Source organism: Haloprofundus halophilus (assembly GCF_003439925.1).
Taxonomy (GTDB): domain Archaea; phylum Halobacteriota; class Halobacteria; order Halobacteriales; family Haloferacaceae; genus Haloprofundus; species Haloprofundus halophilus.
Map to the genome: position 1 here is coordinate 872,264 of NZ_QQRR01000001.1, position 21,855 is coordinate 894,118.

26 protein-coding genes are annotated in these 21,855 nt (G+C 66.8%); 13 read left to right on the forward strand and 13 right to left on the reverse strand.

What is annotated here, in order from left to right; genetic code table 11:
• Window positions 1-11: 11 nt before the first annotated feature.
• The 4 genes from rad50 to DV709_RS04400 form a co-directional block, all read right to left on the reverse strand.
• Window positions 12-2,705: a DNA double-strand break repair ATPase Rad50 gene (gene rad50 / locus DV709_RS04385; protein ID WP_117592062.1), complete on the reverse strand. Its 2,694-nt coding sequence runs from the start codon at window positions 2,703-2,705 to the stop codon at window positions 12-14.
• Entirely contained in the window at window positions 2,702-4,222 is a 1,521-nt protein-coding gene (gene mre11, locus DV709_RS04390; RefSeq protein WP_117592064.1) for a DNA double-strand break repair protein Mre11, read from the reverse strand. The genes rad50 and mre11 overlap by 4 nt, the downstream gene beginning before the upstream one ends.
• On the reverse strand, window positions 4,219-4,644 hold the full coding sequence (locus DV709_RS04395) for a hypothetical protein (protein WP_117592066.1): 426 nt from the start codon (window positions 4,642-4,644) through the stop codon (window positions 4,219-4,221). The genes mre11 and DV709_RS04395 overlap by 4 nt, the downstream gene beginning before the upstream one ends.
• Before the next feature lie 158 nt (window positions 4,645-4,802).
• Window positions 4,803-5,060 (reverse strand): MarR family transcriptional regulator, encoded by a 258-nt coding sequence (locus tag DV709_RS04400; protein WP_117592067.1) that lies wholly within the window; start codon window positions 5,058-5,060, stop codon window positions 4,803-4,805.
• 128 nt (window positions 5,061-5,188) lie between these two features.
• Here DV709_RS04400 and pan1 point away from each other — a divergent pair, with 128 nt between their 5' ends.
• A complete protein-coding gene (gene pan1, locus DV709_RS04405) occupies window positions 5,189-6,409 on the forward strand; it encodes a proteasome-activating nucleotidase Pan1 (protein ID WP_117592069.1) in 1,221 nt (406 codons plus the stop codon).
• A 212-nt stretch (window positions 6,410-6,621) separates the two neighbouring features.
• Here pan1 and DV709_RS17970 read toward each other — a convergent pair whose 3' ends face one another.
• A complete protein-coding gene (locus tag DV709_RS17970) occupies window positions 6,622-6,768 on the reverse strand; it encodes a hypothetical protein (RefSeq protein WP_198665646.1) in 147 nt (48 codons plus the stop codon).
• A 141-nt stretch (window positions 6,769-6,909) separates the two neighbouring features.
• Here DV709_RS17970 and nth point away from each other — a divergent pair, with 141 nt between their 5' ends.
• Together nth and DV709_RS04415 are read left to right on the forward strand one after the other, a co-directional pair.
• A complete protein-coding gene (gene nth, locus DV709_RS04410) occupies window positions 6,910-7,593 on the forward strand; it encodes an endonuclease III (RefSeq protein ID WP_117592070.1) in 684 nt (227 codons plus the stop codon).
• Between the two features lie 115 nt (window positions 7,594-7,708).
• Window positions 7,709-7,945, forward strand: coding sequence for a hypothetical protein (locus tag DV709_RS04415; RefSeq protein ID WP_117592072.1), 237 nt, complete (start codon window positions 7,709-7,711; stop codon window positions 7,943-7,945).
• Window positions 7,946-7,993: 48 nt separating this feature from the next.
• Here the strand turns inward: DV709_RS04415 and DV709_RS04420 are convergent, their stop codons facing one another.
• Window positions 7,994-8,470 (reverse strand): DUF7321 family protein, encoded by a 477-nt coding sequence (locus DV709_RS04420; RefSeq protein WP_117592074.1) that lies wholly within the window; start codon window positions 8,468-8,470, stop codon window positions 7,994-7,996.
• A gap of 152 nt (window positions 8,471-8,622) precedes the next feature.
• Here DV709_RS04420 and DV709_RS04425 point away from each other — a divergent pair, with 152 nt between their 5' ends.
• The 7 genes from DV709_RS04425 to DV709_RS04455 all read left to right on the forward strand — a co-directional run bounded on the left by DV709_RS04425 (window position 8,623) and on the right by DV709_RS04455 (window position 12,908).
• A complete protein-coding gene (locus DV709_RS04425) occupies window positions 8,623-9,495 on the forward strand; it encodes a DUF7319 domain-containing protein (RefSeq protein ID WP_117592076.1) in 873 nt (290 codons plus the stop codon).
• A 73-nt stretch (window positions 9,496-9,568) separates the two neighbouring features.
• A complete protein-coding gene (locus DV709_RS04430; protein ID WP_117592078.1) occupies window positions 9,569-10,186 on the forward strand; it encodes a halocyanin domain-containing protein in 618 nt (205 codons plus the stop codon).
• Window positions 10,187-10,573, forward strand: a complete 387-nt coding sequence (locus DV709_RS04435) for a DUF7318 family protein (protein ID WP_117592079.1) — start codon at window positions 10,187-10,189, stop codon at window positions 10,571-10,573. It begins immediately after the preceding gene.
• Between the two features lie 3 nt (window positions 10,574-10,576).
• Window positions 10,577-11,371: a cytochrome b gene (locus DV709_RS04440; RefSeq protein ID WP_117592081.1), complete on the forward strand. Its 795-nt coding sequence runs from the start codon at window positions 10,577-10,579 to the stop codon at window positions 11,369-11,371.
• 13 nt (window positions 11,372-11,384) lie between these two features.
• A complete protein-coding gene (locus DV709_RS04445) occupies window positions 11,385-12,146 on the forward strand; it encodes a cytochrome bc complex cytochrome b subunit (RefSeq protein ID WP_117592082.1) in 762 nt (253 codons plus the stop codon).
• 23 nt (window positions 12,147-12,169) lie between these two features.
• Complete coding sequence (locus tag DV709_RS18335; protein WP_332871830.1) at window positions 12,170-12,640, forward strand: DUF7315 family membrane protein; 471 nt, start codon at window positions 12,170-12,172, stop codon at window positions 12,638-12,640.
• Entirely contained in the window at window positions 12,633-12,908 is a 276-nt protein-coding gene (locus DV709_RS04455; protein ID WP_117592084.1) for a DUF7314 family protein, read from the forward strand. The genes DV709_RS18335 and DV709_RS04455 overlap by 8 nt, the downstream gene beginning before the upstream one ends.
• Window positions 12,909-13,244: 336 nt before the next feature.
• Here DV709_RS04455 and DV709_RS04460 read toward each other — a convergent pair whose 3' ends face one another.
• From DV709_RS04460 to DV709_RS04470, 3 genes are all read right to left on the reverse strand, one after another.
• Window positions 13,245-13,682, reverse strand: a complete 438-nt coding sequence (locus DV709_RS04460) for a DUF7313 family protein (RefSeq protein ID WP_117592086.1) — start codon at window positions 13,680-13,682, stop codon at window positions 13,245-13,247.
• 214 nt (window positions 13,683-13,896) lie between these two features.
• Window positions 13,897-14,610, reverse strand: a complete 714-nt coding sequence (locus DV709_RS04465; RefSeq protein WP_117592087.1) for an NAD(+)/NADH kinase — start codon at window positions 14,608-14,610, stop codon at window positions 13,897-13,899.
• 134 nt (window positions 14,611-14,744) lie between these two features.
• Window positions 14,745-16,052 carry a M28 family peptidase gene (locus DV709_RS04470; RefSeq protein WP_117592089.1) on the reverse strand — a complete coding sequence of 436 codons (1,308 nt, stop codon included), beginning with the start codon at window positions 16,050-16,052 and terminating at the stop codon, window positions 14,745-14,747.
• Window positions 16,053-16,241: 189 nt separating this feature from the next.
• On the opposite strand from DV709_RS04470, the gene DV709_RS04475 reads away from it, so the two are divergent.
• A complete protein-coding gene (locus DV709_RS04475; protein ID WP_117592091.1) occupies window positions 16,242-17,408 on the forward strand; it encodes a thiolase domain-containing protein in 1,167 nt (388 codons plus the stop codon).
• Window positions 17,408-17,782: a Zn-ribbon domain-containing OB-fold protein gene (locus tag DV709_RS04480; RefSeq protein ID WP_117592092.1), complete on the forward strand. Its 375-nt coding sequence runs from the start codon at window positions 17,408-17,410 to the stop codon at window positions 17,780-17,782. The genes DV709_RS04475 and DV709_RS04480 overlap by 1 nt, the downstream gene beginning before the upstream one ends.
• 74 nt (window positions 17,783-17,856) lie before the next feature.
• Here DV709_RS04480 and DV709_RS04485 read toward each other — a convergent pair whose 3' ends face one another.
• Window positions 17,857-18,801 carry a bactofilin family protein gene (locus DV709_RS04485; RefSeq protein ID WP_198665647.1) on the reverse strand — a complete coding sequence of 315 codons (945 nt, stop codon included), beginning with the start codon at window positions 18,799-18,801 and terminating at the stop codon, window positions 17,857-17,859.
• 18 nt (window positions 18,802-18,819) lie between these two features.
• Between DV709_RS04485 and DV709_RS17975 the strand changes: the two genes are divergently transcribed.
• Window positions 18,820-18,972, forward strand: coding sequence for a hypothetical protein (locus DV709_RS17975; RefSeq protein ID WP_198665648.1), 153 nt, complete (start codon window positions 18,820-18,822; stop codon window positions 18,970-18,972).
• Window positions 18,973-19,305: 333 nt separating this feature from the next.
• Here the strand turns inward: DV709_RS17975 and DV709_RS04490 are convergent, their stop codons facing one another.
• The 3 genes from DV709_RS04490 to DV709_RS04500 form a co-directional block, all read right to left on the reverse strand.
• On the reverse strand, window positions 19,306-20,235 hold the full coding sequence (locus DV709_RS04490; protein WP_117592096.1) for an alpha/beta fold hydrolase: 930 nt from the start codon (window positions 20,233-20,235) through the stop codon (window positions 19,306-19,308).
• Window positions 20,236-20,307: 72 nt separating this feature from the next.
• Window positions 20,308-21,393 (reverse strand): methylmalonyl Co-A mutase-associated GTPase MeaB, encoded by a 1,086-nt coding sequence (gene meaB, locus DV709_RS04495; protein ID WP_117592097.1) that lies wholly within the window; start codon window positions 21,391-21,393, stop codon window positions 20,308-20,310.
• The gene (locus DV709_RS04500) at window positions 21,390-21,809 is read right to left on the reverse strand and encodes a cobalamin B12-binding domain-containing protein (protein ID WP_117592099.1); all 420 of its coding nucleotides are present in this window, start codon (window positions 21,807-21,809) and stop codon (window positions 21,390-21,392) included. The genes meaB and DV709_RS04500 overlap by 4 nt, the downstream gene beginning before the upstream one ends.
• Window positions 21,810-21,855 lie beyond the last annotated feature (46 nt).

The following is a 21,855-nucleotide window of genomic DNA, read 5'->3' on the forward strand; positions in this document are numbered from 1 at the left end:
CCGAGTCGCGCTCAGTCGTCGGCGACCGACTCGACGGCCGAGAGCCCGGCCGCCTCCTCGTGACGAACCGTCGACCGGTTGCTCGTCGGGTTCTTCTCGACCGTCACGAGGTCGTCCGCCGCGCCGACGAGTTCGTCGTCGTGGCTCACGATGATTATCTGGCGGACGCCGAAGCCGCGCATCTCCTGGACCAGATCGACGAGGCGGCCGACGTGGCCCGAGTCGAGGAAGACGGTCGGTTCGTCGAGGATGAGCGGCGGCGTCGGAGCCGCGCCCTCGATTCCCTCCGCCAGCAGACGGTAGATGGCGCAGCGAAGCGAGAGGTTGAACAGCGCGCGTTCGCCGCCGGATAGCTGCTCGGGGTCGAGCGCCTGCCCGTCTTTTTGGTACACTGTCAACGCGTACTCGCCGTCGAGGCGGATGCGCGCGTAGGCGTCGTTGGCGTAGACGAGGTCGAACGTCTCGTTGAGCATCCGTTCGAGCGTCTCCACGTTCCGCTGGCGGAGTTCAGCGCGCAGGTCGCCGTACATCGCCTCCAGCTCCTCGGTCTCCTTGTGGAGCGATTCGAGCGCGTCGACGCGTTCTTCGACGTGGTCGCGCTTCTCCTGCAGTTCTTCGAGGCGCACGATATCGGTCTTCGCGCCGCCGATGTCGTTGTCGAGCTTCGTTCGTTTTTCGGCGAGCGACTCCAGTTCGGGTTCGACCTGCTCGAGGTACTGTTCGGCGTTCGACCGCTGCTCTTTGGCCTGTCGAATCTGGGACTCGTCGACGTCTTCGCGGAGTTCGCGGCGGCGGCGCTGTTTTTCGGCCAGTCGCTCCCGCCGTTCGTCGTTGAGTTCGTCGAGGTCCGAACGCCGTTCCGAGAGACGGTCGAGTTTCGATTCGGCATCCGAAATCTCGTCGCGGAGCGACTGGATTCGTTCGAGGCGTTCCTCGCTCGATTTTACCCCCTCCCGTTCTTCTTCGAGTTCCGCGATTCGGTCGCGGGTCTCCTCTGCACGCGACGCCGTCTGTTCGGCGGCCTCGCGGAGTTCCTCGGCTTTCTCCTCGTGCTCTTCCGCCGCGGTTCGGGCCGCCTCGGCCTGCTCGGCTTTCTCGGCGAGCGTGCGCTCGCGCTGGTCGACGAGGGTGGTGACGCTGTCGCGGCGTTCGCGCAGCCGTTCGAGTTCGTTCTCGGCGTCGACGAGTTCTGCTGCGGTGTCGATGTCGTCGTCGAGCGACGCGACCTCCGCTTCGAGCTCCTCGCGTTCGTCGTCGAGGTCGTCGACGCGGGCGCGGTCCTCGTCGAGGGTGTCGACGTGCGGCGACTCGTCGACGGGCTGTCCGCACTCGGGGCACTTCCCCTCGTCCAGCAGCCGCCGAGCCTCTTCGACGCGCTGACGGGTCGACCGGAGTTTCGTCCGGACCGTCTCGAGTTCGTCGCGCAGCGACGACTTCTGTTCGCGGAGGTCGGCGAGGTGTTCCGAGGCGTCGCCGCGGTCGACGGGGGCCTCCTCGAACGTCGCGTCGAGGTCGTCTATCCGCGCGTCGAGGTCGTCGAGCGCCTCCCGACGGTCGTCGAGTTCGGCTTCGGCCGTCTCGCGTTCGGCTTCCAGTTCGTCGGCCCGCGTTCGCTTCTGTTCGGCGCGCGATTCGAGGTCCGTCGCTTTCTCCCCGAGGTTCGAAGACTGGTTCTCGAACCCCTGCGCCTTCTCGCGCAGCTCCTGTATCGACTCGGTGAGTTCCTCGTGACGCGTCGACAGTTCGGTCAGTCGTGCGGAGACGGCGTCGCCGTCGTCGGCATCTAACTCGCTCCCGGCGACCGCGTCGGCGACGGCCGACTCCAGTTCGTCGATTCGCTCTCGAACCTCTCGGGCGTTCTCGCGGAGCGACTCCCGTTTCTCCTCCGTCTCGGCGATGGCCGACTTCAGCGACTCGATGTCGTCGTCGAGGTCGTCGAGTTCGGTCCGTTTCTCCTCGTAGTCGTCGAGCGTCTCGATGGCCTCGTCTCGGCTCTTCTCGGCCCTCTCGCGCTGTGTCTCGTACCGCTCGATAGCCGCCTTGACTTCGCTCAGCTCCGTCCGTAGCGCGCTCAACCGCTCGTAGGGGTTCGCCGCCTCCTTCGCTTCGACCTGGGAGTCGAGTTCGTCGAGTCGGCCCCGCTTGTTTTCGAGCACGTCCTCGACGCCGAGCCGGGCGTTCCGCGCCCGTTCGCGGTACTCCTCCAGTTTGCCCAACTGGAGCAGGTCGTCGATCATGTCCTGCCGCTCTCCCGGCGTCGCGTTGATGAGCTTGTTCACCTCCCCCTGGCGGACGTACGCGCAGTTGACGAACGCGTCCGCGTCCATCCGGAGCAGGTCGACGACGAACTTTCGGACGTCGCGTGCGCCGTCGACGCTGCCGTCGGGGACCGCCGACCCTTCGAGCACGCACTTCGCCGTCGTCGCCCGCTCACCCGAGAGCCGAATCCGTCGCTCGATGCGGTACTTCTCGCCCGCGTGGGTGAACCAGAGCTCTATCTCGGACTCCTCCTCGCCGTTCGTCACCACGTCTTCGAGCGTGCCGTCGAGCGCCTTCGCCCCGTAGAGCGCGAAGAAACACGCCTCCAGGAGCGACGACTTCCCGCTGCCGTTGAGGCCGTGGATGACGGTGACGCCCTCGCCGAGTTCGAGGTCGGTGTCGGCGTACGGCTTGAAGTTCTTCAGCCGGATGCGGTCGAATCTCACGAGTAGTCCTCCATGGAGAGTTGGCCGTCGGTCGACGTCTCCTCCGCGGCCGCCGTTTCAGCCGCCTCCGCGGTGTCGGCGGTCTCTTCGGCTTCCGCCGATTCGTCGTTCTCGGTCGACTCGGCGGACTCGGTCGATTCGTCGCTCCCGGTCGATTCGTCGGACTCGGAGGCGGACGCGGAGGAGGGTTCGACCGCGTCGGCGCTCACTCTCTCACCGTTCGTCGTCGGCTGCGACGCGTCGACACCGACGTCGGTTCTACCGGCAGCCCCGCCGATATCCGGGTTCGACTCGGGGACTCGCTCCGCCTCACTCGCGGCGGTCTGTTCCGCTTCGCGCTCGGCCTGTTCTGCTTCGTTCTCGGCCTGTTCCGCTTCGCTCTCGCCGTCTTCGCGCGCCTCCGCGCGCGAGAAGTTGTCGAGTCCGTCGTCGACGAGCGTCGCGACGCGTTGTTTCACCTCCTCACGGACGTTCGAGTCAGCCGTTTTGCTGGCGCGCACCGTCTCGTCGACGTCGATTGCGGCGGCCGAGAGACCGAGGTCGGCGATGCGCTCTCGCACCGCGTCGTCGGGGTCGGCGAAACTCACAGAGAGGTCGGATTCGACCTCGACCTCCCGGCGGTCGGTGACGCGGGCGACCAGCGCGCCGCGCTCGGCGGCGAACTCCTCGACGCTCGCGGGTGTGACCGGCTCGCCGTCGCCGGTCACCTCGACGACGACGACGGCGTCTTCGAGGTCGTGTTGGCGGACCTGCTCGCGGACCCGCGCCTCACCCTCGCCTTCGTTCAGTTCCACGGAGACGAAGACGAACGAGCGCGTGTCGAGCGCCCGTTGGCGGATGTCCACCCCGCCGTCGTCGTCGAACTCGACGATGTTGTAGCCGCGACCCTCGCGTTCGCTCGTGCTCGCGCGCTCGGTCGACCCGCAGTAGGTGACGGGCGTCTCCCGCACCTCGGCGGTGCCGGCCTCGTGGTTGTCGCCGAGCAGTACGACGTCGAAGTCGACGTTGGAGCCGTCGAGCACCGCTTCGGTCTCCCAGTCGGCGTGAGCGAAGGGGGTGAAGAGACCGTGACTGACGAGCGCCGAGTGGGCGGCGTCGTGCGGCTCGAACTGGTAGTCGAGGTCGTCGCGGCGCGACTTCGGGACGTGGTCGAGGCCGTAGAACGCCGTGTCGCCGACGATACGGGGTTCGGCTCCGAGGCGCGTCGCGAGGCCGAGTCGCTCGAAGAGGTCGAGCCACTGCCCGCCTCGGGTCGACTCGTGGTTACCGACGACCGCCAGAAACGGGACGCCGGCGTCTTGGAGGGTCCGAAGCGCCGAGAGCGTTCCGAGGAGGTCCCGCAGTTCGGGGCGGCGGTCGTGAAACAGGTCGCCGGCGTGGACGACCGCGTCCACGTCGTCGTCGACGGCGTCCGCGAGCACCTGCTCGAACGCCGCCAGAAAGTCCCGTCGTCGCGCCGGCGAGTGGTACTGCTGATACCCGATGTGGGTGTCGCCGGTGTGTATCACCCGTGTCATCTGTCCGCCCGTTGGCTGTCCCCTCCTAAATGCGTACCGACGCGTGACGTTTCAACGTCCCCGCTCCGCTCGGCGCAGAGTTCTCCGTCCTGTCCGAACTGCGAGGCGGTCCCGGAGTTCGAGTCGACGCCGGCCGCGCGACGGTAGCGTTCGACGAGAGCCAGCACTCGTTCTCCCTCGCGGCGAACTGCCAGGTCACCCGCGCGCGACGAGACGTCGACGGCATCGCGCAGCCGTTCGACGCCCCCGTCGGCGAAAAACGTCGCCGCGGACTCGACGTCGTCCGACGCTTCGACGGCCTCCCGTATCGTCTCGCGCGCTTCGGCGACCGCTTCGCCGGCGCGAGGCAGACGGCCGTCGTCGCGTCGCTCCCCGGCCGCAAGCGTCCGAAGCGCACGCCTGACCTCGTTCGGTGTTGCCACGCGGCGCAACTGGTTCCGTCCTCGGTGAAAAAGATTCGCGGAGAGCGACGGAGCGGAGAGACGAAGAGCAGGCGATGGTCTCGGCCGCGGCTTCGAACGACGGCGTCGTCGGTGTCGTTCAGACCGTCATCGCGTCGTTCAGGCCGTCGGCGTGTACTTCAGACCGTCAGCGTGTACAGCCGTTTCCGCGCGTCCGAGAACGAAAAGCGCGAGTCGACGACGTCCTGTTCCTCGAGTCTCGTCAGCGCGTACCGAACCGTCCGCGGCGGCAACAGCGTCTCCTCGGCGAGTTGGCTCTGCGTCATCGTCTCGTTGTAGTCGAGAACTTTCGCGACGAGTTTCGCGCTCGGGGGGAGGTCACGAATCGACTCCCACCGGTCGGTCGAATCGGTGGCGGTTACCTCGGTGCAACTCATGGATAGCTACTGCTCTGGCATACAGCCAGATAATATTTGCTATGTTTAGATATTACTGTCAGAAATCTGCGGCGGCGAGTCGCCCCGCGACCCGAAGCCTCTTATGAACTTGTGACCTAATCCGTCCGATGACCGATACTGTGGACGACGTCGACTTACCCTACGACGAGGAGGCGGCGTCACAGCAGGAGAAAATCGAGGCGTTGGAAGAACGCCTCGAGGTCCTCGAAGCGCAAAACGAGGAGATGCGTGACAAGCTCCTCGACGCGAACGCCGAGAACAACAAGTACCAGCAGAAGTTGGAGCGACTGACCCACGAGAACAAGAAGCTCAAGCAGTCGCCGCTGTTCGTCGCCACCGTCCAGGAGATAAACGAGGACGGCGTCGTGATCAAACAGCACGGCAACAACCAAGAGGCCCTCACCGAAGTGACCGACGAGATGCGGGACGACCTGGAACCCGACGCCCGCGTCGCCGTCAACAACTCTCTCTCCATAGTCAAGAAACTCGAAAAGGAGACCGACGTGCGCGCACGCGTAATGCAGGTCGAACACAGCCCCGACGTCACCTACGAGGACATCGGCGGCCTCGAAGAGCAGATGAACGAGGTGCGCGAGACGGTCGAGATGCCGCTCGACCGCCCGGAGATGTTCACCGACGTCGGTATCGACCCGCCGTCCGGCGTGCTCCTCTACGGGCCGCCGGGCACCGGTAAGACGATGCTCGCCAAAGCCGTCGCCAACCAGACCGACGCCACCTTCATCAAGATGGCCGGCTCCGAGTTGGTCCACAAGTTCATCGGCGAGGGCGCGAAACTCGTCCGCGACCTCTTCGAGGTCGCGCGCGAGAACGAACCCGCCGTCCTCTTCATCGACGAGATAGACGCCATCGCCTCCAAGCGAACCGACTCGAAGACCTCCGGCGACGCCGAGGTCCAGCGGACGATGATGCAGCTGCTCAGCGAGATGGACGGCTTCGCCGACCGCGGCGAGATTCGCATCATCGCGGCGACGAACCGCTTCGACATGCTCGACCCCGCCATCCTCCGACCGGGGCGGTTCGACCGCCTCATCGAGGTGCCGAAACCGAACGACGACGGCCGCGAGATCATCTTCCAGATCCACACGCGCAACATGAACGTCTCCGACGACGTGGACTTCGCGGAGCTCGCCGAGATGGCCGACGACGCCTCCGGTGCCGACATCAAAGCCGTCTGCACCGAGGCGGGGATGTTCGCCATCCGCGACGACCGCACCGAGATATACATGCAGGACTTCGTCGACGCGTGGGAGAAGATTCAGGCCGAAGACGCCGACGTCGACGCCGACGTGTCGCGCGCGTTCGCCTGAGCCGACCCCTCCTTCCGACGTTCTCGTCGGCTTCGACCGACGACGCTCTCTTTCGACCCTCTCCGTCGCAGAGCGACCCGGCTATCGATGAGTCGAGCGAGTCGAAGAACGGACACGGACCGGTCGCAGGAGAGACCGCAACCGCCGGGCGGACCGCAACCGCCGGGTGGACGGCTCACCGACGAGCGGTTCGGGCAGCAGCTACGGCGACGTCACGGCGAGATGAACGTGCCGAACGCGGCGAGCGGGACGAGAAACAGGAGGACGAACATCACCAGGAGAATCGCGCCGTAGCCCGCGCCGACGCCCGCGACGGTCAGCCACGCCGGGTGGTCGAACTGGTCGAAATCGAGGCTCATACCCCCCACTCCGGACGGCGGTGACATAAACGTGGTCGTCGGAATCACGGCGAGTCGGGGAGGCGACCGTCGGACCCCGCTCGGCGACGAGCGCCGACGCCGAACCACAGTACTCAATTTCGCCCGCCCGCAGGGGTGGATATGGGAGAGCCACTGCCGTCGCGCGAGGAGCAGGCGTTGGAAGTCCTCGACCGCCTGTACGACGAGTACCCTGACACCACGATTTCGCTGAACTTCTCGAACCGCCTCGAACTGCTCATCGCCGTGATGCTGTCGGCGCAGTGCACCGACGAGCGCGTCAACAAGGTGACCGCCGACCTCTTCGAGACGTACCGCACGCCCGAGGAGTACGCGAACGCGCCGCAGGAGGAGATGGCCGAGGCCATCTCGTCTATCACCTACTACAACAACAAGGCGAAGTACATCCGCTCGGCGGCCGCCGACATCGTCGAGAAACACGGCGGCGAGGTGCCCGACACGATGGACGAACTCACGGAGTTGGCGGGCGTCGGTCGGAAAACGGCGAACGTCGTGCTCCAGCACGGCCACGACGTCGTCGAGGGTATCGTCGTCGACACGCACGTCCAGCGCATCAGTCGCCGACTCGGCCTCACCGAGGAGGAGTACCCCGAGCGAATCGAGGAAGACCTGATGCCCGTCGTCCCCGAGGAGGACTGGCAGCAGTACACCCACCTGCTCATCAGCCACGGCCGAGCGGTCTGTACGGCCCGCAACCCGACGTGTTCGGACTGCGTGCTCGAAGACGTCTGCCCCTCCTCGAAACTCGACCACGAGGTCGACCTCGCCAGCGGCGACGCGTGGTGACACCGCGACCCCGCAACCAAGACCCCGCAACCAAGACTGAGCGTACTGTTTGCGTGACGTATCAACGCTCGTGATGTCCAACACCACTATTTGACTGTCGGGCGTACGCGGAGACATGGCCAAAGACGAACACGGCATCGACCTCGAGGAGGACACCGAACTCGACGTTCAGAGCGACGACGAGGACGAGGAAGAGGCCGAAGCGGAGGCCGAACAACGGGAGGCGCAGGAGGCCGCCGAGGAAGCCGACCGAGAGCAGGACGTCGAGCAGCAGTCCACCGACCGCGAGACCGACGCCCAAGAGCAGGAGAACGTCGACAACCACCGCGACGAAGAGCCGTTCAACAGCTAACTCGGTCGTCCGGTTCCGGGTCGGCGGTCGGCCCCGCCGTGATTTCTCTCAGAAATACATCGTCACGTAGCGTGCGATACCGACCAGATACGCCGCAATCCAGAACAGCACGTACCCGAGGACGCCGAGGCGGAGTCGGCCGCGCCACGCGCCCATGTTCTCGTGGAGGTCGTTCAGGTCGAGCTCCTGGTCGGGGTTCCGGTACAGGTCGGCGTTGCGCTTGGCCTGAAAGATACGGGCGATGCCCGTGAGCGCGAAGATCAACATCGCGTACGCCTGTAGACCGAGGATGGCGTGTAGCGCGGACAGACCGCCGAGTTGGTCGAGCAGCCGCGGAACCATCCAGACGACGACCGGAATCGTGTTCAGCGCGAGGCCGGCGAAGATGAACTTCAGGTGGTAGACGAGCACGTCCCACGTGACCGTCTCGGTGTCGATCATGATCCACGCGCCGTAGAGGTAGAACGGGAAACTCGCGGTCACCATCGACGCGGCGAGCGTCGCGATGGCGGTATCGCTTACCATCGTCTCGACTAAGTCGGGTGTCGTCCTAAATGACCCGACTTCCGCCCGCGACGGCTGGCGGGGGTGGAGACGGCGACGCGGGCGACGACGGCGAGCGACGGGCGTCGGTCGGTGTCGGAAAGCTAAAACCGTTGTATCGACTACTGTGAGTGATGTCCGACCCGTCATCCGCGTCGGCGGACGGTCCCGACGACGAGCCGAGCGACCGGCGGCCCGAGGCCGGGACCGACGCCGACGAGTTGGACGCGCTTCGCCGCGAAGTCGAGTCCAAGTACGACTTCGACAACTTCGGTCCCAGAGAGATGGCGGAGATGTCGCTCGAAGAGTGGGAGGTCGCCTTCGACAGCGACTCGTGGATAACGGGCCGGGAACTGCTCGACAGAGTCGAGAAGGAGCTTCGCTCGCGCGTCGCCAGCCGCGAGGTGTTCGCCGTCGTCGAGCGCGTCCGCGAAGACGGCGAAGACCGGGTCGTCGCCTACTCCGACGAAGGGTTCGCCGTCGTCTACGACGACGGCAGCGTCGAGGGCCGCGGCACGGTGCTCAGAGACGTGAAACCGACGGTCGCGCTCTGCTCGATGGACGATTACGAAGTCGAGGAGCCGCCGCTCGACGCCTCGCTGCCGAACCCCGAGGACGTGTCCGAGGGGACGGGCCAACTCGGCAACAACATGCTGCAGGTCGTCGCGGGCGTCCAGATTATCGCCGCGCTCGGTCTGCTCGTCCTCTGGTCGCCGTTGACCTCGCTCATCCCGTTCTCGTCCGCCGGTCAGTTGAACTTCGCCCCGCCGGTAGTGGCGTTCTTCTTCCTGCTCGTCGGGCTGTTCCTGTTCATGACCGTCGCCAACGCGCGGCTCTCGGACCGGTTCCGCGCCGAGGAGTACCGAAACCGACTGCGGGCGCTCGACCCCGAGCAGGTCGAACGCCCGGAGTTCCTCCCGGGTAGCGGCGAGTCGGAGTCGACTCCCTCGGAAGCCGGCGGCGGGAGGCGGAACGAACGTCCCGATAACTCCACCGGAAACGAGTAGAGATACCGCCGCGTATCGCGGTACGACGGCCAGTCGGAGGCTTTAAGCGCGTCCCTTCCTGACTCCCACGTGTATGAAAAGGCGGGACTTTCTGAGAGCGGCCGGTGGCTCGGCTGCCGCCGCAGCCGCCGCATCCGGCACCGCCGCCGCGCAGGAAGAAGGCGGACAACAACCCGATTTCGGGAGTTGGCTCTCCGGCGTCGACGGTGGCTATCAGGACATGCGGGGACAGAGCGAGGTGACCGTGCAGGTCGGTGCAGACGGCAACGGCGGGGCGTACGCCTTCCAACCCGCCGGCATCTGGGTCGACTCGGGTACGACGGTTATCTGGGAGTGGACCGGCGAAGGCGGCGGCCACAACGTCGCCAATACGGGCGGTCCCGGCGACTACACCTCCGAGACGACCGAAGAGGCGGGCTTCACGTTCGAGTACACCTTCGAGGAGAGCGGCATCAGCGAGTACCAGTGTGAACCGCACGCCGGCCTCGGGATGAAAGGCGCCGTCGCCGTCGGCGAGGACGTTCCGACGACCTCCGCGGGCGGCGGCGAGAAGGAACTTCACGAACTCGGCGTGCCGGTGCAGGCGCACTGGGTCGGCTCGGCGACCCTCCTCGGCATCGTCGTCACTATCATCTACTCGTTCTACATCCTGAAGTACGGCGAGTCCGCTAACACCGGGAGGGGTCGATAGATGTCCTCCTCCGGCAGTACCTACGGCGACATCCACCGGTACGAACCGGCGCGCGAGAGCACCGCCGCGGCCATCGCCATCGTCCTCCTGACGATATTCGAGGTGTTGTTCGTGTTCCTGTTCACGTACGGGCTCGTCTCCGGTTGGGGACTCACCGACACCGGGAACATGTTCCTCGGCGGCGTTCTCACGGTCATCTTCGTCGATTTGGCGTTCATCCTCGCGCTGTACCGCAAGGAGTTCTTGCCCGACGTGATGATCGTAAAGAAGCGCCGTCGCAAGTGGGAGGACCTCTACGTCCGCGAAGAACAGGCAGACGGCGAAACCATCGGGACCGACGCGTGGGACACGCTCAAACGCGCGGTCTACCCCTACTACAAGAGGTAACGAATGAGCTTAGAACGAAAAGACGACTACGACCACGACGCGTGGCTGAAGGAGAAAGACCTCTCGCCCGTCGAGACGACGTTCCTCACCGCGCTCATCTGGATGGACAAGCGACTCCGCATCGTTGACTATTTGGAGATTCTGGAGACGCTCTACTACCGGGTCAACCTCCAGATGCCGAAGAGTCACACCGAACAGTACAACCTCGACAACAAGTTCTGGTACTGGTACCCGCTGTACACGCTGGGGCTGTTCTCGACGCTCGCGTACATCGTCGCCGCGGTGAGCGGGGCCTTACTGGGCTTCTACTACTCTCCCGCGACCAGCGGCGACCCGACGACGGCGTACACCCAGATCGAGTTCATCATGACCGAACTCCAGTTCGGGTTCTTCCTCCGCAGCCTCCACCGCTGGTCCGCGCAGGTGATGGTCGCGGCGGTGTTCCTCCACATGCTCCGGGTGTACTTCACCGGCGCGTACAAGGAACCGCGCGAACTCAACTGGATACTCGGTATCATCCTGATCAGCCTGACGATGGGGTTCGGCTACACCGGCTACCTGCTGCCGTGGGACCAGCTCGCCTTCTGGGCGGGCCAGATCGGCGTCGAGATGGCGCTGTCGGTCCCGCTCATCGGCGAGTGGGCGGCCCAGTTGGTGTTCGGCGGGTTCACGCTGAGTCAGGCGACGCTGCAACGCATGTACATCATCCACGTGTTCCTGCTCCCGTTCATCGTGACGACGCTCATCGCCATCCACATCGGCATCGTCTGGGTGCAGGGCATCGCGGAACCGCACTAATCGAGGTAACACAATGACAAACAACGACAACACGACCGCGGAAACCGACGGCGGCACGGGCATCGTCGCCCCCGACGACGAGACGCCGACGTGGAGCGAGCGCAAGGCTCGCAAGACCGGCCTCTCTCGGCTCACGTACGAGTATTTCGAGCGCTCGCGCCGCGAAGACCAAGACCTCCGAACGGAGTCCGACTACGTCGAACGCGACGTGCTCGGCTTCCCGACCTGGCCGCACGAGACGGTGCGCAACCTCTCTATCGCCAGTTTCTTCGTCGGGATGATTTTCTTCCTCTCGGCGACGCTGCCGCCGCACATCGGCTCGCCCGCGAACCCGAGTTCGACGCCCGCCATCATCCTACCCGACTGGTATCTGTACTGGTCGTTCGGCCTGCTGAAACTCAGTCCGGTCAACCCCGAACTGTCCATCCTCGGCGGGCAGAAACTGATGGCCGACCGGACGTACGGTGTGCTGGCGAACGTCGTCGTCGTCGGCTTCATCGCGATGGTGCCGTTCCTCAACAAGGGGAGCGCCCGGCGTCCCGTCGAACAGCCGTTCTGGGCGGCCGTCGGCGTCGGCGGCGTCGTCTTCGCGTTCACCATCAGCGTCCTCGCGGTGCAGAACCTGATGCCGATGAACATCGACCTGCTGTTCGACCTCACGTTCCTCCTGCCCATCGTCGCGGGTATCGTCACCTACGCGGTGCTCAAGACGATGCGCGAGGGGTACATGTACGACCTCAACCGCCGGTACTACCGGCTTCGACCGCCGCGGTAGCGGCGTACCGCCGTCTTTCCTCTATGAGTTCAGATACGAACAGTGATACCGCCGACGGGCGCACGACCTCCGACAGCGACGCGACCACCGGCAGCGACGCGGCCGACGATCCCGACGCGAACGATGGCCCAGAGACGACCGGAGGCGGGCCGCGCAGGTCCGACTCGGGCCGACGCGACGTCGTCGTCCCGATGCGACTGTACAAGACGATAACCGTGTTCTCGACGCTCATCGCCGTCGTCTCCGTCGTAATCGGCTTCGTTCTCATCGACGCGGCGACCATCCAGTTCAGTTTCCTTCGACGGGCCATCACCGGCGCGCTGGCGGCGGTCGGTCTCGGCGTCGCGCCGGGGGTTCTCAGCGCAGTGCTCGCGCTCGTCGGTATCACGATCATCGGCCTCGGCGCGGGCGTCTACGTTCTCGGGACCCGATTCCGCGCCCGCGGAATGGGAAACTCTCAAGAGGACTCCGACGAACTCTCGGATAATGGCTGACGAGTTCATCAAGGGGTTGACCATCGCCACCGCCGCCGGACTCGGTTGGATGGTGCTGGCGGGCTGGTACCGCACGAGCAGTTTCGAGAGCGCCGCGCAGTTGGTCGAACCCGTGACGGTCGAGGGACCCGACCTGTTCAACGGCATCGCCATCGCGCTGATGGACGTGCTGCTCTGGTTCGCGATTCTCGGCGCGCTCACGTTCTGGGTGCTCATCCCGGTCGGCCGCGAACTCCGCGCGTCCTACAGCGAGCGCCGCTCGCAGTAATCGCCTCGGCCGACTCTCTCGGGCATCCGTTTCTGTCTTCTCTGCGACCGCCGCGAGCCGTCGGTCTCCCGTTCGCGCGTCTGTCGCTCACCCGCCGGGTCCGCCGCACCCGTTCACACGACGTTTTACCTCCAGCAGTCGGCAGAGAAGAAGCGCCGGTCGGTTCGTACCGACACCCGCTTCGGTCGTGAGCGTTCGCTGTCTCGTCAGCGAGTACGGGCGAGCGCTGAGCGAGCGCTGCCCCGGGACGCTCTCGGTTCCCGAGTGTCGACGACCGAGACGCCACCGTCGCCGCGTCGAGGACCGTGAGAGCCCTCGCAGGCTACAGCGGCCGCCTCAGATGATCTGCGTCCAGACGTCGGCGATGAGGAAGAAGAGACTCTGGAACGCCGCGTACAGCAGCACCAGCACGGACGCCGCGAGGCCGCCCTTCGGCCGCTCGACGTCCATCCCGTTTCGCGCTTCGACCTGACGGGCCTCGAACTCGAAGAAGTCGGTGACGAACATCCCGAGCACGAGGACGGACATGACCATCCCGCCGTGCGGCGCGACGACGAGGTACAGGAGCGACGCGACGACGAGCGCACCGCTCGTGAGCGTGTGCGGCGTGTATCGAGTGATCTCCTCGTCCTCGCGGGCTTGGCGGGCGTGCGCGCGGTGGCCGAGGAAGCGCGTCGCCATGTTTGCCAGCACGAACACCAGGATAACGGCCGGCAGCGCCGGGGCGATAGCCTCGAGAACGTCGAGGGGCACGATGAACTGCAGCGGTTGCATACCCGAACATCGGAAGGTGACTCATTAGAGTTTTTCCAATCCCGCGCGCTATCTCGCCGGACCGGTACATCGACCGACCGGCGCGACTGGCAATCGACCAATCGGCACGACTGGCAATCGACCGACCGGCGCGACTAGTGCAACGACCAATCGGCGCGACCGGTGCAACGACCAGACCGGGCGTGTCGGCTGACTCGCTCCGACGCCGACGGGTTCACTCCGGCGTCGGCGGCCGAAGCAGCGTCGCTTCGGCGCTGGGTTCGATTCGGACGGGCACGTGGGGGTCGACGGTCGTCGCCCGGTCGCCGTCGACGACGAGCGAGACGGCGCCCTCGTCGCGTTCGACCGACAGCGAGACGACGCCGTCGACGACCCACGAGTCCCAGCGCGTCGAAAACGGCGAGACGGGCACGACGCCGAGGCCGGTGCCGGGGGTGAGTACCGGACCGCCCGCCGCCCGCGCGTATCCGGAACTGCCGAGCGGCGTCGCGACGACGACGCCGTCGGCCCGAAACGCGTCGAGCGGGTCGTCGCCGCTCCGGACGGCGTACTCGGAGATGCGCGCCGGTTCGTTCGTGACGAGCATCGCGTCGAAGACGGCGTCGGCCACGCGCTCGTCGCCGACGGCGACCGACAGCAGCGGGTGGTCGACGGTCCGGCGGTCGGTTTCGGCGAGCGCGGCGAACGCGTCGTCGAGTGCCGACGGCGACACCGAGTGTTGTCCGCCGACGTCGACGGGGAGAATCGGGCCGTTCGGCCGCTCGCGGACGGCGTCGACGAGGGCGCGTTCGCCGACGGCGACGACGAACGAGGCCTCCTCCGGGTCGGAGAACGCGAACTCGGCGGCGCGGAGCGCGCGCTCGACTCGGCCGTCGTCGTCGCCGCGAAGCGAAACCGCCGTCGCCGTGTCGTCGCGCGCGCCACTCATTGTCCAATCGTTACTCGCCGGCCGCTAAAAGTCTGCGCGGTTCGGCGACGGAGAGACGTGGCCGTCCCCCGCTGGACCTCCGCTCGCCTCGGAACACGGGTGCTCCGCTCGCCCCGGAAGTGCGAGTGCTCCGCTCAGTACGGCCAGTCACCGGTTATCTTCATCCCGGGGGCGTGGTCCTCGGCTTCGAGGCGCTCGGCTATCTCCTCGGGTGCTTTGTGCTCGACGACGGTGTCGGCGTCGGCGAGGTCGACGACCAGCTCGGCGAGCAGCACCGCCTGCTCGCGGAACGTCCGCACTTCGAGTTTGTCGAGCGTGTCGGCGTAGGTGTGTCCCCACCCGCGACCGCGGCCCTGCGTCTCGCTGCCGACCATGTAGCCGGGGACGCCCCACTGGACGAACGGCCAGTGGTCCGAGTGCGGTAGCTGCTCGGGAACGACGCTCACGGGGTGACCGAAGCGCTCGCCGACGCCTTCGGCGGCGGCCTCCAGTTCGTCGAAGTCGTGGGTGTGGAACCGCAGCGTCCGCCCGTTGGCGACGCCGTCGAAGTTCACGACGGCCTCGATGGACTCGAAGTCGGCCCGCTCGGCCTCGTGTGCGGAGCCGACGAGTCCGACCTCCTCCGCGCCGAAGGGGACGAACCGGACGCGAGTGTCGAGTTCGTCCTCCCGGTCGGCGAGGATGCGCGCGAGTTCGACGACCATCGCCGTCCCCGTCCCGTTGTCGGCGGCCCCCTCGGCGATGTCGTGGGCGTCGAGGTGGCTGGTGACGAGTATCTCCTCGTCCGTATCGGGACCGACGACGGCGTGGACGTTCCCGCTCGTCGCGTCGGGGGTGTCGCAGTCGACGCTGACGGTGACGGTCTCCCCCTCGAACCGGCGGGCGAGACGCGCACCGACCTCGGCGCTCACGCCTACCGCGGGGATGTCGCCGATGGGCGCGTCGGGCGTGCCGACGCTGCCGGTCGGCGGGAGACAGCCCTCGACGTGGTTTCTGAACACGAACGCGGCCGCGCCGGCCTCGACGGCGTAGTAGTACTTCTCGCGGCGGTGGATGAACCGGTCGTAGTGGTCCGGCACCGTCGACGAGACCACGACGACTTTCCCGTCGAGGTCGGCGTCGAAATCCTCGGGGAGGCCGTAGCCGAGGTCGACGAGTTCGCCGCTCGCGGCGTCTGCCGGGCTTCGCGGCAGCGCGATGCAGTCCTGCGTCGTGTCGCCCGCCTCGACGGCGCTGTCGCCGCGTACCCAGCCTTGGATGTCGAACTCGTCGATACGGGCGTCGCGCGCGCCGACGTCGCTCAGCGCGTCCCGGGTTCGCTCCATCGCCGCTCGTTCGCCCGGACTGCCCGCCATCCGGTCGCCGATGTCGACGAGCGTTTCGAGGTGGTTCCACCCGGTGTCGCTCGTGAACGTCTCGCCGATCCAGTCGGTGTCTTCCATGGTCTCGGCTGACGCGGTGTCGCGGTAACCGTTGCGGTCCCCGTGGTCGCTCTCCGGTTCGTCGCCGTCGCCGTTTTCGCCGTTTTCCCCCGGTTTCTGTCGGCTCGGTGTTCACTACTTTCGTACGCAAAACCGAACGCAGACGCCGGATTCGGCAGGTCTTTACCGGAACATCATCTACGTTCGTGCATGACTTCCGTACGAGTCGCCGGTGTCGGTCTCACGCAGTTCGGCCGCCACCCCGACCGAACCGGTCGGGACCTGTTCGCGGAGGCCGCATTCGCCGCCCGAGCGGACGCGGGCGTTCCCCGTCAGGACATCGAAGCCCTCCACTACGGAAACTTCATGGGGGCGCTCGCGGAGCACCAGGCCCACCAGGGACCGCTCGTCGCCGAGGCGGCGGGGCTCTCCTGTCCGGCGACCCGCTACGAGCAGGCGTGCGCCTCGGCGGGCGTCGCCGCCCGGCAGGCGATAAAAGACGTCCGAAACGGCGAGAGCGACGTCGTCCTCGTCGGCGGCATGGAGCGGATGACGAACCTCGAAACCGCGGAAGTGACCGAGTCGCTCGCTATCGCCGCGGACGAACTGTACGAGGTTCGCGCGGGCATCACCTTCCCCGGCGCGTACGCGCTGATGGCGCAGGCGTACTTCTCGAAGTTCGGCGGCGAACGCGAGGACCTCGCGCACATCGCCGCGAAGAACCACCACAACGCCGTGAACAACGAGTTCGCCCAGTACCAGCGCGAGGTGTCGGTCGAGGAGGCGCTCGACAGCCCGCCGGTCGCCGAACCGCTGCACCTGTTCGACGCCTGTCCCATCACGGACGGGGCGAGCGCGCTCGTCCTCGTCAGCGACGAGTACGCCGAGGAACACGACGTCGACGCGCCCGTCGAAATCACCGGCACCGGACAGGGCGGCGACAAGATGGCGTTGCAGGACCGCGAACACCTCGCGCAGACCCCCGCCGCGACGAAAGCCGCCGAGGAGGCGTACGCCGACTCCGGTCGGCGCCCCGAGGATATCGAGGTCGCGGAGGTCCACGACTGCTTCACCATCGCCGAGGTGCTCGCGCTCGAATCGCTCGGCTTCTACGACCCCGGCGAGGCCATCGGCGCGGCCCGCCGCGGCGAGACCACCCGAGACGGCGACAGACCCGTCAACCTCTCCGGCGGGCTGAAGGCGAAAGGCCACCCGGTCGGCGCGACGGGCGGCAGCCAACTCGTCGAGATGACGCGACTGCTCCGCGGCGACCACCCCAACAGCGACGTCGTCGCCGACGCCGAGGTCGGTCTGACGCACAACGCGGGCGGTACCGTCGCCAGCGCCGTCGTCCACGTGCTGGAGGTGGTGAACTGATGGCCGACTCCGGCTACGACGAGTGGATAGCCGCCGTCGAAGCGGGCGAGGGGTACTACCTCGAGTGTCCGGAGGGTCACGGGTCGCTGCCGCCGCGGCGCACCTGTCCGCACTGCGGCGCGCTGGAGTTGGGAGAGGAACCGCTCCCCGAATCGGGGACTGTCGAGACGTACAGCGTCGTCCACGTCGCCGCGCCGTCGTTTCAGGGCGATACCCCGTACGCGACGGCCGTCGTCGACTTCGGTCCGGTGCGACTCACGGGCGTCGTCCGCGGCGTCGAGTTCGACGACCTGGAGGTCGGGACGGCCGTCGGCGTCACCGTCGAAGAACACGAGACGACCGGTGACCCCGTCGTCGTGTTCCGACGGCGGTAGGTCGCCAGCGGCCGGCCCGTCGACGCTACCCCCCGCGACTCGTTCTCTCGCGCCTACGACACAGTCTCTCGCGCCTACGACACAGCACCGACATCCGGTGTAGCGGTGCGTTCGGCCCGGCGACGCCGATACCCCGACGTGAACGCGAGCAGCAGCGCGCCGAGACCGACGAGTCCGACCGCGAGATTCACCACCCACCCGAGGAACGGAATCTGGACGACGAGCGCGACGGCGACGATGCCGACGACGAGTGCCGCCCACTCGCCCTCCCTGTCGGTGTAGGCGAGAATCACGGCACCGACGGCGAACCGGCCGTACACGCCGCCGACCCAGACGAGCAGTCCGAACAGCACTGACCCGATCAGTGCGAGGGGGATGCCGACGAGCGTCACGACGAGCAGCAGCAACACGAGCGGCACGACGACGAGCGAGAGGACGCCGACACCGCCCGACAGACCGGGGCTCCGCGCGGCCTCCAGAACCACGCGCTGGGAGAACGACGGGAAGACGAACAGCAGAACCGCCCCCAACAGCAGGTTCATCAAGAGGCCGTAGACGACTGACGCCCAACCGGGCACGAGCGGCCCGTCGGTTCCCGCCGGTGCGGCGGTCACGAGGTCGTCGTCGCGCTCGACTGTCCCGCCGACGACGGCCCCGTCGGCGCGCTGGAGCGTCCCGTCGTACGTGAGGTCCCCTTCGATGACGGCCGACGGTCCGAGGCGAATTTCGTCCGCGCCGATTTCGGCGTCGCCCTCGACGGTTCCGTCGATACTGGCGGTCTGTGCACCAGCGCTGAGGTCGCCGCCGACCGTCGCGCCCTCGGCGACGGTGAGGCTTCCGGTCCCCGCGGCGACGTCGCCGCCGACGGTCGAGCCCTCTTCGAGTGTGAGACTGCCCGAGGCACCGGCAACGTCGCCGTCGACGACCCCGGCGATACGAACGCTCCCCGCCGCGCCGGCGACGTTGCCGCCGACGCGACCCGTCTCGGCGACGTACACGTCACCGGCGAACGCGGACACGTCCCCGTTTACCGTCCCGTGTACGACGACCGACCCGCCGAACGCGTCGAGTTCGTCGACTGTCTCGTCCTCGGCGACGACGACCGTATCGCCCGAGCGGGTCACCGCCGTGGCGACGCCGGGCAGGACCCCCAGAACTACGGCGGCCACGAGGACCACTACTACCACTGACCGAGCGTCTCGTCTCATCGAGGAGAATAATGAATGCTACGCTACAAGTAACTGCGGTCAGTTTCCGGTGTATCGGACGGTAGGCGGACTGTGAAGGTCACGTAGCGCGTCTCGTATGTGAGCCGTCGCCCCGCGTCGCTCTCCGACAGATGAAAACGAGAGGTAGTCGACGTGATTCGACTCGAAGCGAGTCGAACGACCCGAGACGCTTCGGTCTGGCTCGGTTTGGTCCGGCTCGGTTTGGTTTAGTCCGGCTCGGTTCGGTTCAGTCCGGCTCGGTTCGGTTTAGCACAGTCTGCTTCGCGTTCTCTCCGCTCGACGTTCCCTCGGCGGTTACGCCGCCTCCGCGAGTTCTTCTCGAACGGTCCGGAGGAACGACTCGAGGTGTTCGACGTGCGGCAACAGCATCGCGTCGTCGAAGACGACCAGGCGCGCGTCGGCCTCGTCGGCGAGCGCCCGGCCGTCCGACAGCGGCGTCACGTCCGCTTCGCGGCCCCAGACGAGTGTCACGGGCACGTCGAACTCCGAAAGCGTCCCGCCGAGGTCGATGTCGGAGTTGAGGTAGCCGCTGACGAACGAGGCGGGCGCGAAGCGGGCGTTCTTCTGGTGGGTCGTCCGCCACTGGTAGTCGACCCACTCGTCGGAGAGGTTCGAGGTGTCGTAGTAGCCGTGGTCGGCGCTGAAGTAGCGCAACGCGCGACGCGAGGTGATGGTGTTGTACGCCGCCGTGCCGAGAAGCGGCGCGCGGAACAGTTCGCGAAGCGCCTGCTTCGGTTCGGGGCCGGCTTTCGTCGTCGGACAGACGAGAATCAACTGCGACACGTCGGCGTCGCGGGCCGCGGCGGCGGCGTACGACGCCGTCAGCGACGACGCGAGTACGGCGGGTTCGTCGAACTCCGCGAGGAACTCCGCGACGAAGTCCTCGTACAGCGCCGCCGAGTAGCGAAGCGGCGGGCGGTCCGACCGGCCGAATCCGGGGAGGTCGGGCGCGACGACGTGGTACTCCGAGGCGAGTTCGGTGAAAATCTCGCGGAACTCGCCGCTCGACCCGGCGGCGTTGATGCCGTGTAAGAGCACGAGGTCCGGGTCGTCGGGGTCGCCCGCCTCGGTGTAAGCGACGTTCATCCCGCGCCAGCGATACGTCCGCTGCTCGCCGATGAGCGCCGGTTCGAGTTCGCCCGCGCCCTGCGTGAGCATCCGGTTCGCGGCCGCGACCGCGCCGATGCCGAGCGCAGCGCCGCCGACGGCTCGTCGGAGTTTCATACGGGAGCGACGGGGGCGAGAGACTTGATAGCTACGCCCGACTCACGTGGAGAGTTCCGGGGCGAGTCGAACTCAGCCGTCGCGTTCGAGACACTCTCGCAGCGGTTCGACCAACTCGTCGGCGACGGTGTAGGGGTCGGTCTCGCGGGCGACGACGGCGTCGACGAACGACTCCATGCCGCCGCGGCGGTCGATCTCGTCTTCCAACAGTTCGCCGGTGTCCTCGCGGAGGAGCGTCCGAATCTCCTCGGCGTAGCGCGTCCGCGCTTTCTCGGTGAGACGCCCCGAGCGTTCGAGGTACGCGCGGTGCTCCGAGAGCGTCTCGATGAGCTCGTCGACGCCGTCGCCGGAGGTGGCGACGGTCTCGACCACGTCCGCGGTCCACCCCTCCTCGCCGTCGCCTCTCTCGCCGTTCTTCTCGCTCTCGTCGGGACTGTCGGCGACCTCGGGTTTCTCGAACCCGCCGCCCGCGCCGTGGTGGCCCAGGTCGAGGTTGGTGGTCGGGTCGCCCTGGAGGTGGATCATCTCTTCGAGGTCGGCGACCGTCTTGGAGGCCCCGCTCATGTCGGCTTTGTTGACGACGAACACGTCGCCGATCTCGAGAATTCCGGCTTTGAGCATCTGTACGTCGTCGCCGCTGCCCGGTTGGACGAGGACGACGACGGTGTCGGCGGTCCGGACGACGTCGATTTCGTTCTGCCCCGCCCCCACGGTTTCGATGATGATCTTGTCCTTGCCGAACGCGTCGAGGGCTTTGACGGCGTCACCCGTCGCGGTCGAGAGGCCGCCGAGGGTGCCGCGGGCGCTCATCGACCGGAAGAACACGTCCATGTCGCCGACGTTCGACGCCATCCGGATTCGGTCGCCGAGGACTGAGCCGCCGGTGTACGGCGAGGAGGGGTCGACGGCGATGACGCCGACGGTCTCGCCGCGGTCGCGGTAGCTCTTGGCGAGTTTGTCGACGAGCGTCGATTTTCCGGCACCGGGACTACCGGTGACGCCGACGACCTCGGCGTCGCCGGTGTGTTCGTGCAGCGCCGAAACGAGTTCTCTGTAGCCCGACGAGCGGTTCTCTATCTTCGTGATGGTCCGCGCGAGCGCGCGGTGGTCGCCGCCGAGCAGGCGCTCGACGAGGTCGACTTCTTCCGCTCGACTCATGCGCGGTCGGGCGCGTTCTGTCTGACGAACTCGATGGTGTCGGCCATCGGCGTCCCCGGGCCGAACACCTCGGCGACGCCCATCGCTTTCAGCTCTTCTTTGTCGTCGTCGGGGACGATGCCGCCGACGAGGATGAGCGTGTCCTCGAACGCGCCGTACTCCTTCAGGCCCTCGATGACTTTCGGGACGAGCGTGTTGTGCGCCCCCGAGAGGATGGAGATGCCGAGAACGTCGACGTCCTCCTGCACCGCGGCCTGGACGATCTCGTCCGGCGCGCGGTGGAGTCCCGAGTAGATGACCTCGAATCCGGCGTCGCGGAAGGCGCGGGCGATGACGTGGGCCCCGCGGTCGTGACCGTCGAGTCCGACCTTCGCCACGAGACACCGAACCGCTCTCTGGTCTGCGTCTGCGCTCATGGGGCGAAATTCGCCATCCGTCGCTTTGACTCTAACGGATAATCCG

Bases quoted from the DNA above. Each gene is read 5' to 3' on its own strand.
- mre11 (WP_117592064.1), bottom strand. From the start codon at position 4,222: ATGACACGGGTGATACACACCGGCGACACCCACATCGGGTATCAGCAG.
- DV709_RS04400 (WP_117592067.1), bottom strand. From the start codon at position 5,060: ATGAGTTGCACCGAGGTAACCGCCACCGATTCGACCGACCGGTGGGAG.
- pan1 (WP_117592069.1), top strand. From the start codon at position 5,189: ATGACCGATACTGTGGACGACGTCGACTTACCCTACGACGAGGAGGCG.
- DV709_RS17970 (WP_198665646.1), bottom strand. From the start codon at position 6,768: ATGAGCCTCGATTTCGACCAGTTCGACCACCCGGCGTGGCTGACCGTC.
- nth (WP_117592070.1), top strand. From the start codon at position 6,910: ATGGGAGAGCCACTGCCGTCGCGCGAGGAGCAGGCGTTGGAAGTCCTC.
- DV709_RS04415 (WP_117592072.1), top strand. From the start codon at position 7,709: ATGGCCAAAGACGAACACGGCATCGACCTCGAGGAGGACACCGAACTC.
- DV709_RS04420 (WP_117592074.1), bottom strand. From the start codon at position 8,470: ATGGTAAGCGATACCGCCATCGCGACGCTCGCCGCGTCGATGGTGACC.
- DV709_RS04425 (WP_117592076.1), top strand. From the start codon at position 8,623: ATGTCCGACCCGTCATCCGCGTCGGCGGACGGTCCCGACGACGAGCCG.
- DV709_RS04430 (WP_117592078.1), top strand. From the start codon at position 9,569: ATGAAAAGGCGGGACTTTCTGAGAGCGGCCGGTGGCTCGGCTGCCGCC.
- DV709_RS04435 (WP_117592079.1), top strand. From the start codon at position 10,187: ATGTCCTCCTCCGGCAGTACCTACGGCGACATCCACCGGTACGAACCG.
- DV709_RS04440 (WP_117592081.1), top strand. From the start codon at position 10,577: ATGAGCTTAGAACGAAAAGACGACTACGACCACGACGCGTGGCTGAAG.
- DV709_RS04445 (WP_117592082.1), top strand. From the start codon at position 11,385: ATGACAAACAACGACAACACGACCGCGGAAACCGACGGCGGCACGGGC.
- DV709_RS18335 (WP_332871830.1), top strand. From the start codon at position 12,170: ATGAGTTCAGATACGAACAGTGATACCGCCGACGGGCGCACGACCTCC.
- DV709_RS04455 (WP_117592084.1), top strand. From the start codon at position 12,633: ATGGCTGACGAGTTCATCAAGGGGTTGACCATCGCCACCGCCGCCGGA.
- DV709_RS04460 (WP_117592086.1), bottom strand. From the start codon at position 13,682: ATGCAACCGCTGCAGTTCATCGTGCCCCTCGACGTTCTCGAGGCTATC.
- DV709_RS04465 (WP_117592087.1), bottom strand. From the start codon at position 14,610: ATGAGTGGCGCGCGCGACGACACGGCGACGGCGGTTTCGCTTCGCGGC.
- DV709_RS04470 (WP_117592089.1), bottom strand. From the start codon at position 16,052: ATGGAAGACACCGACTGGATCGGCGAGACGTTCACGAGCGACACCGGG.
- DV709_RS04475 (WP_117592091.1), top strand. From the start codon at position 16,242: ATGACTTCCGTACGAGTCGCCGGTGTCGGTCTCACGCAGTTCGGCCGC.
- DV709_RS04480 (WP_117592092.1), top strand. From the start codon at position 17,408: ATGGCCGACTCCGGCTACGACGAGTGGATAGCCGCCGTCGAAGCGGGC.
- DV709_RS04490 (WP_117592096.1), bottom strand. From the start codon at position 20,235: ATGAAACTCCGACGAGCCGTCGGCGGCGCTGCGCTCGGCATCGGCGCG.
- meaB (WP_117592097.1), bottom strand. From the start codon at position 21,393: ATGAGTCGAGCGGAAGAAGTCGACCTCGTCGAGCGCCTGCTCGGCGGC.
- DV709_RS04500 (WP_117592099.1), bottom strand. From the start codon at position 21,809: ATGAGCGCAGACGCAGACCAGAGAGCGGTTCGGTGTCTCGTGGCGAAG.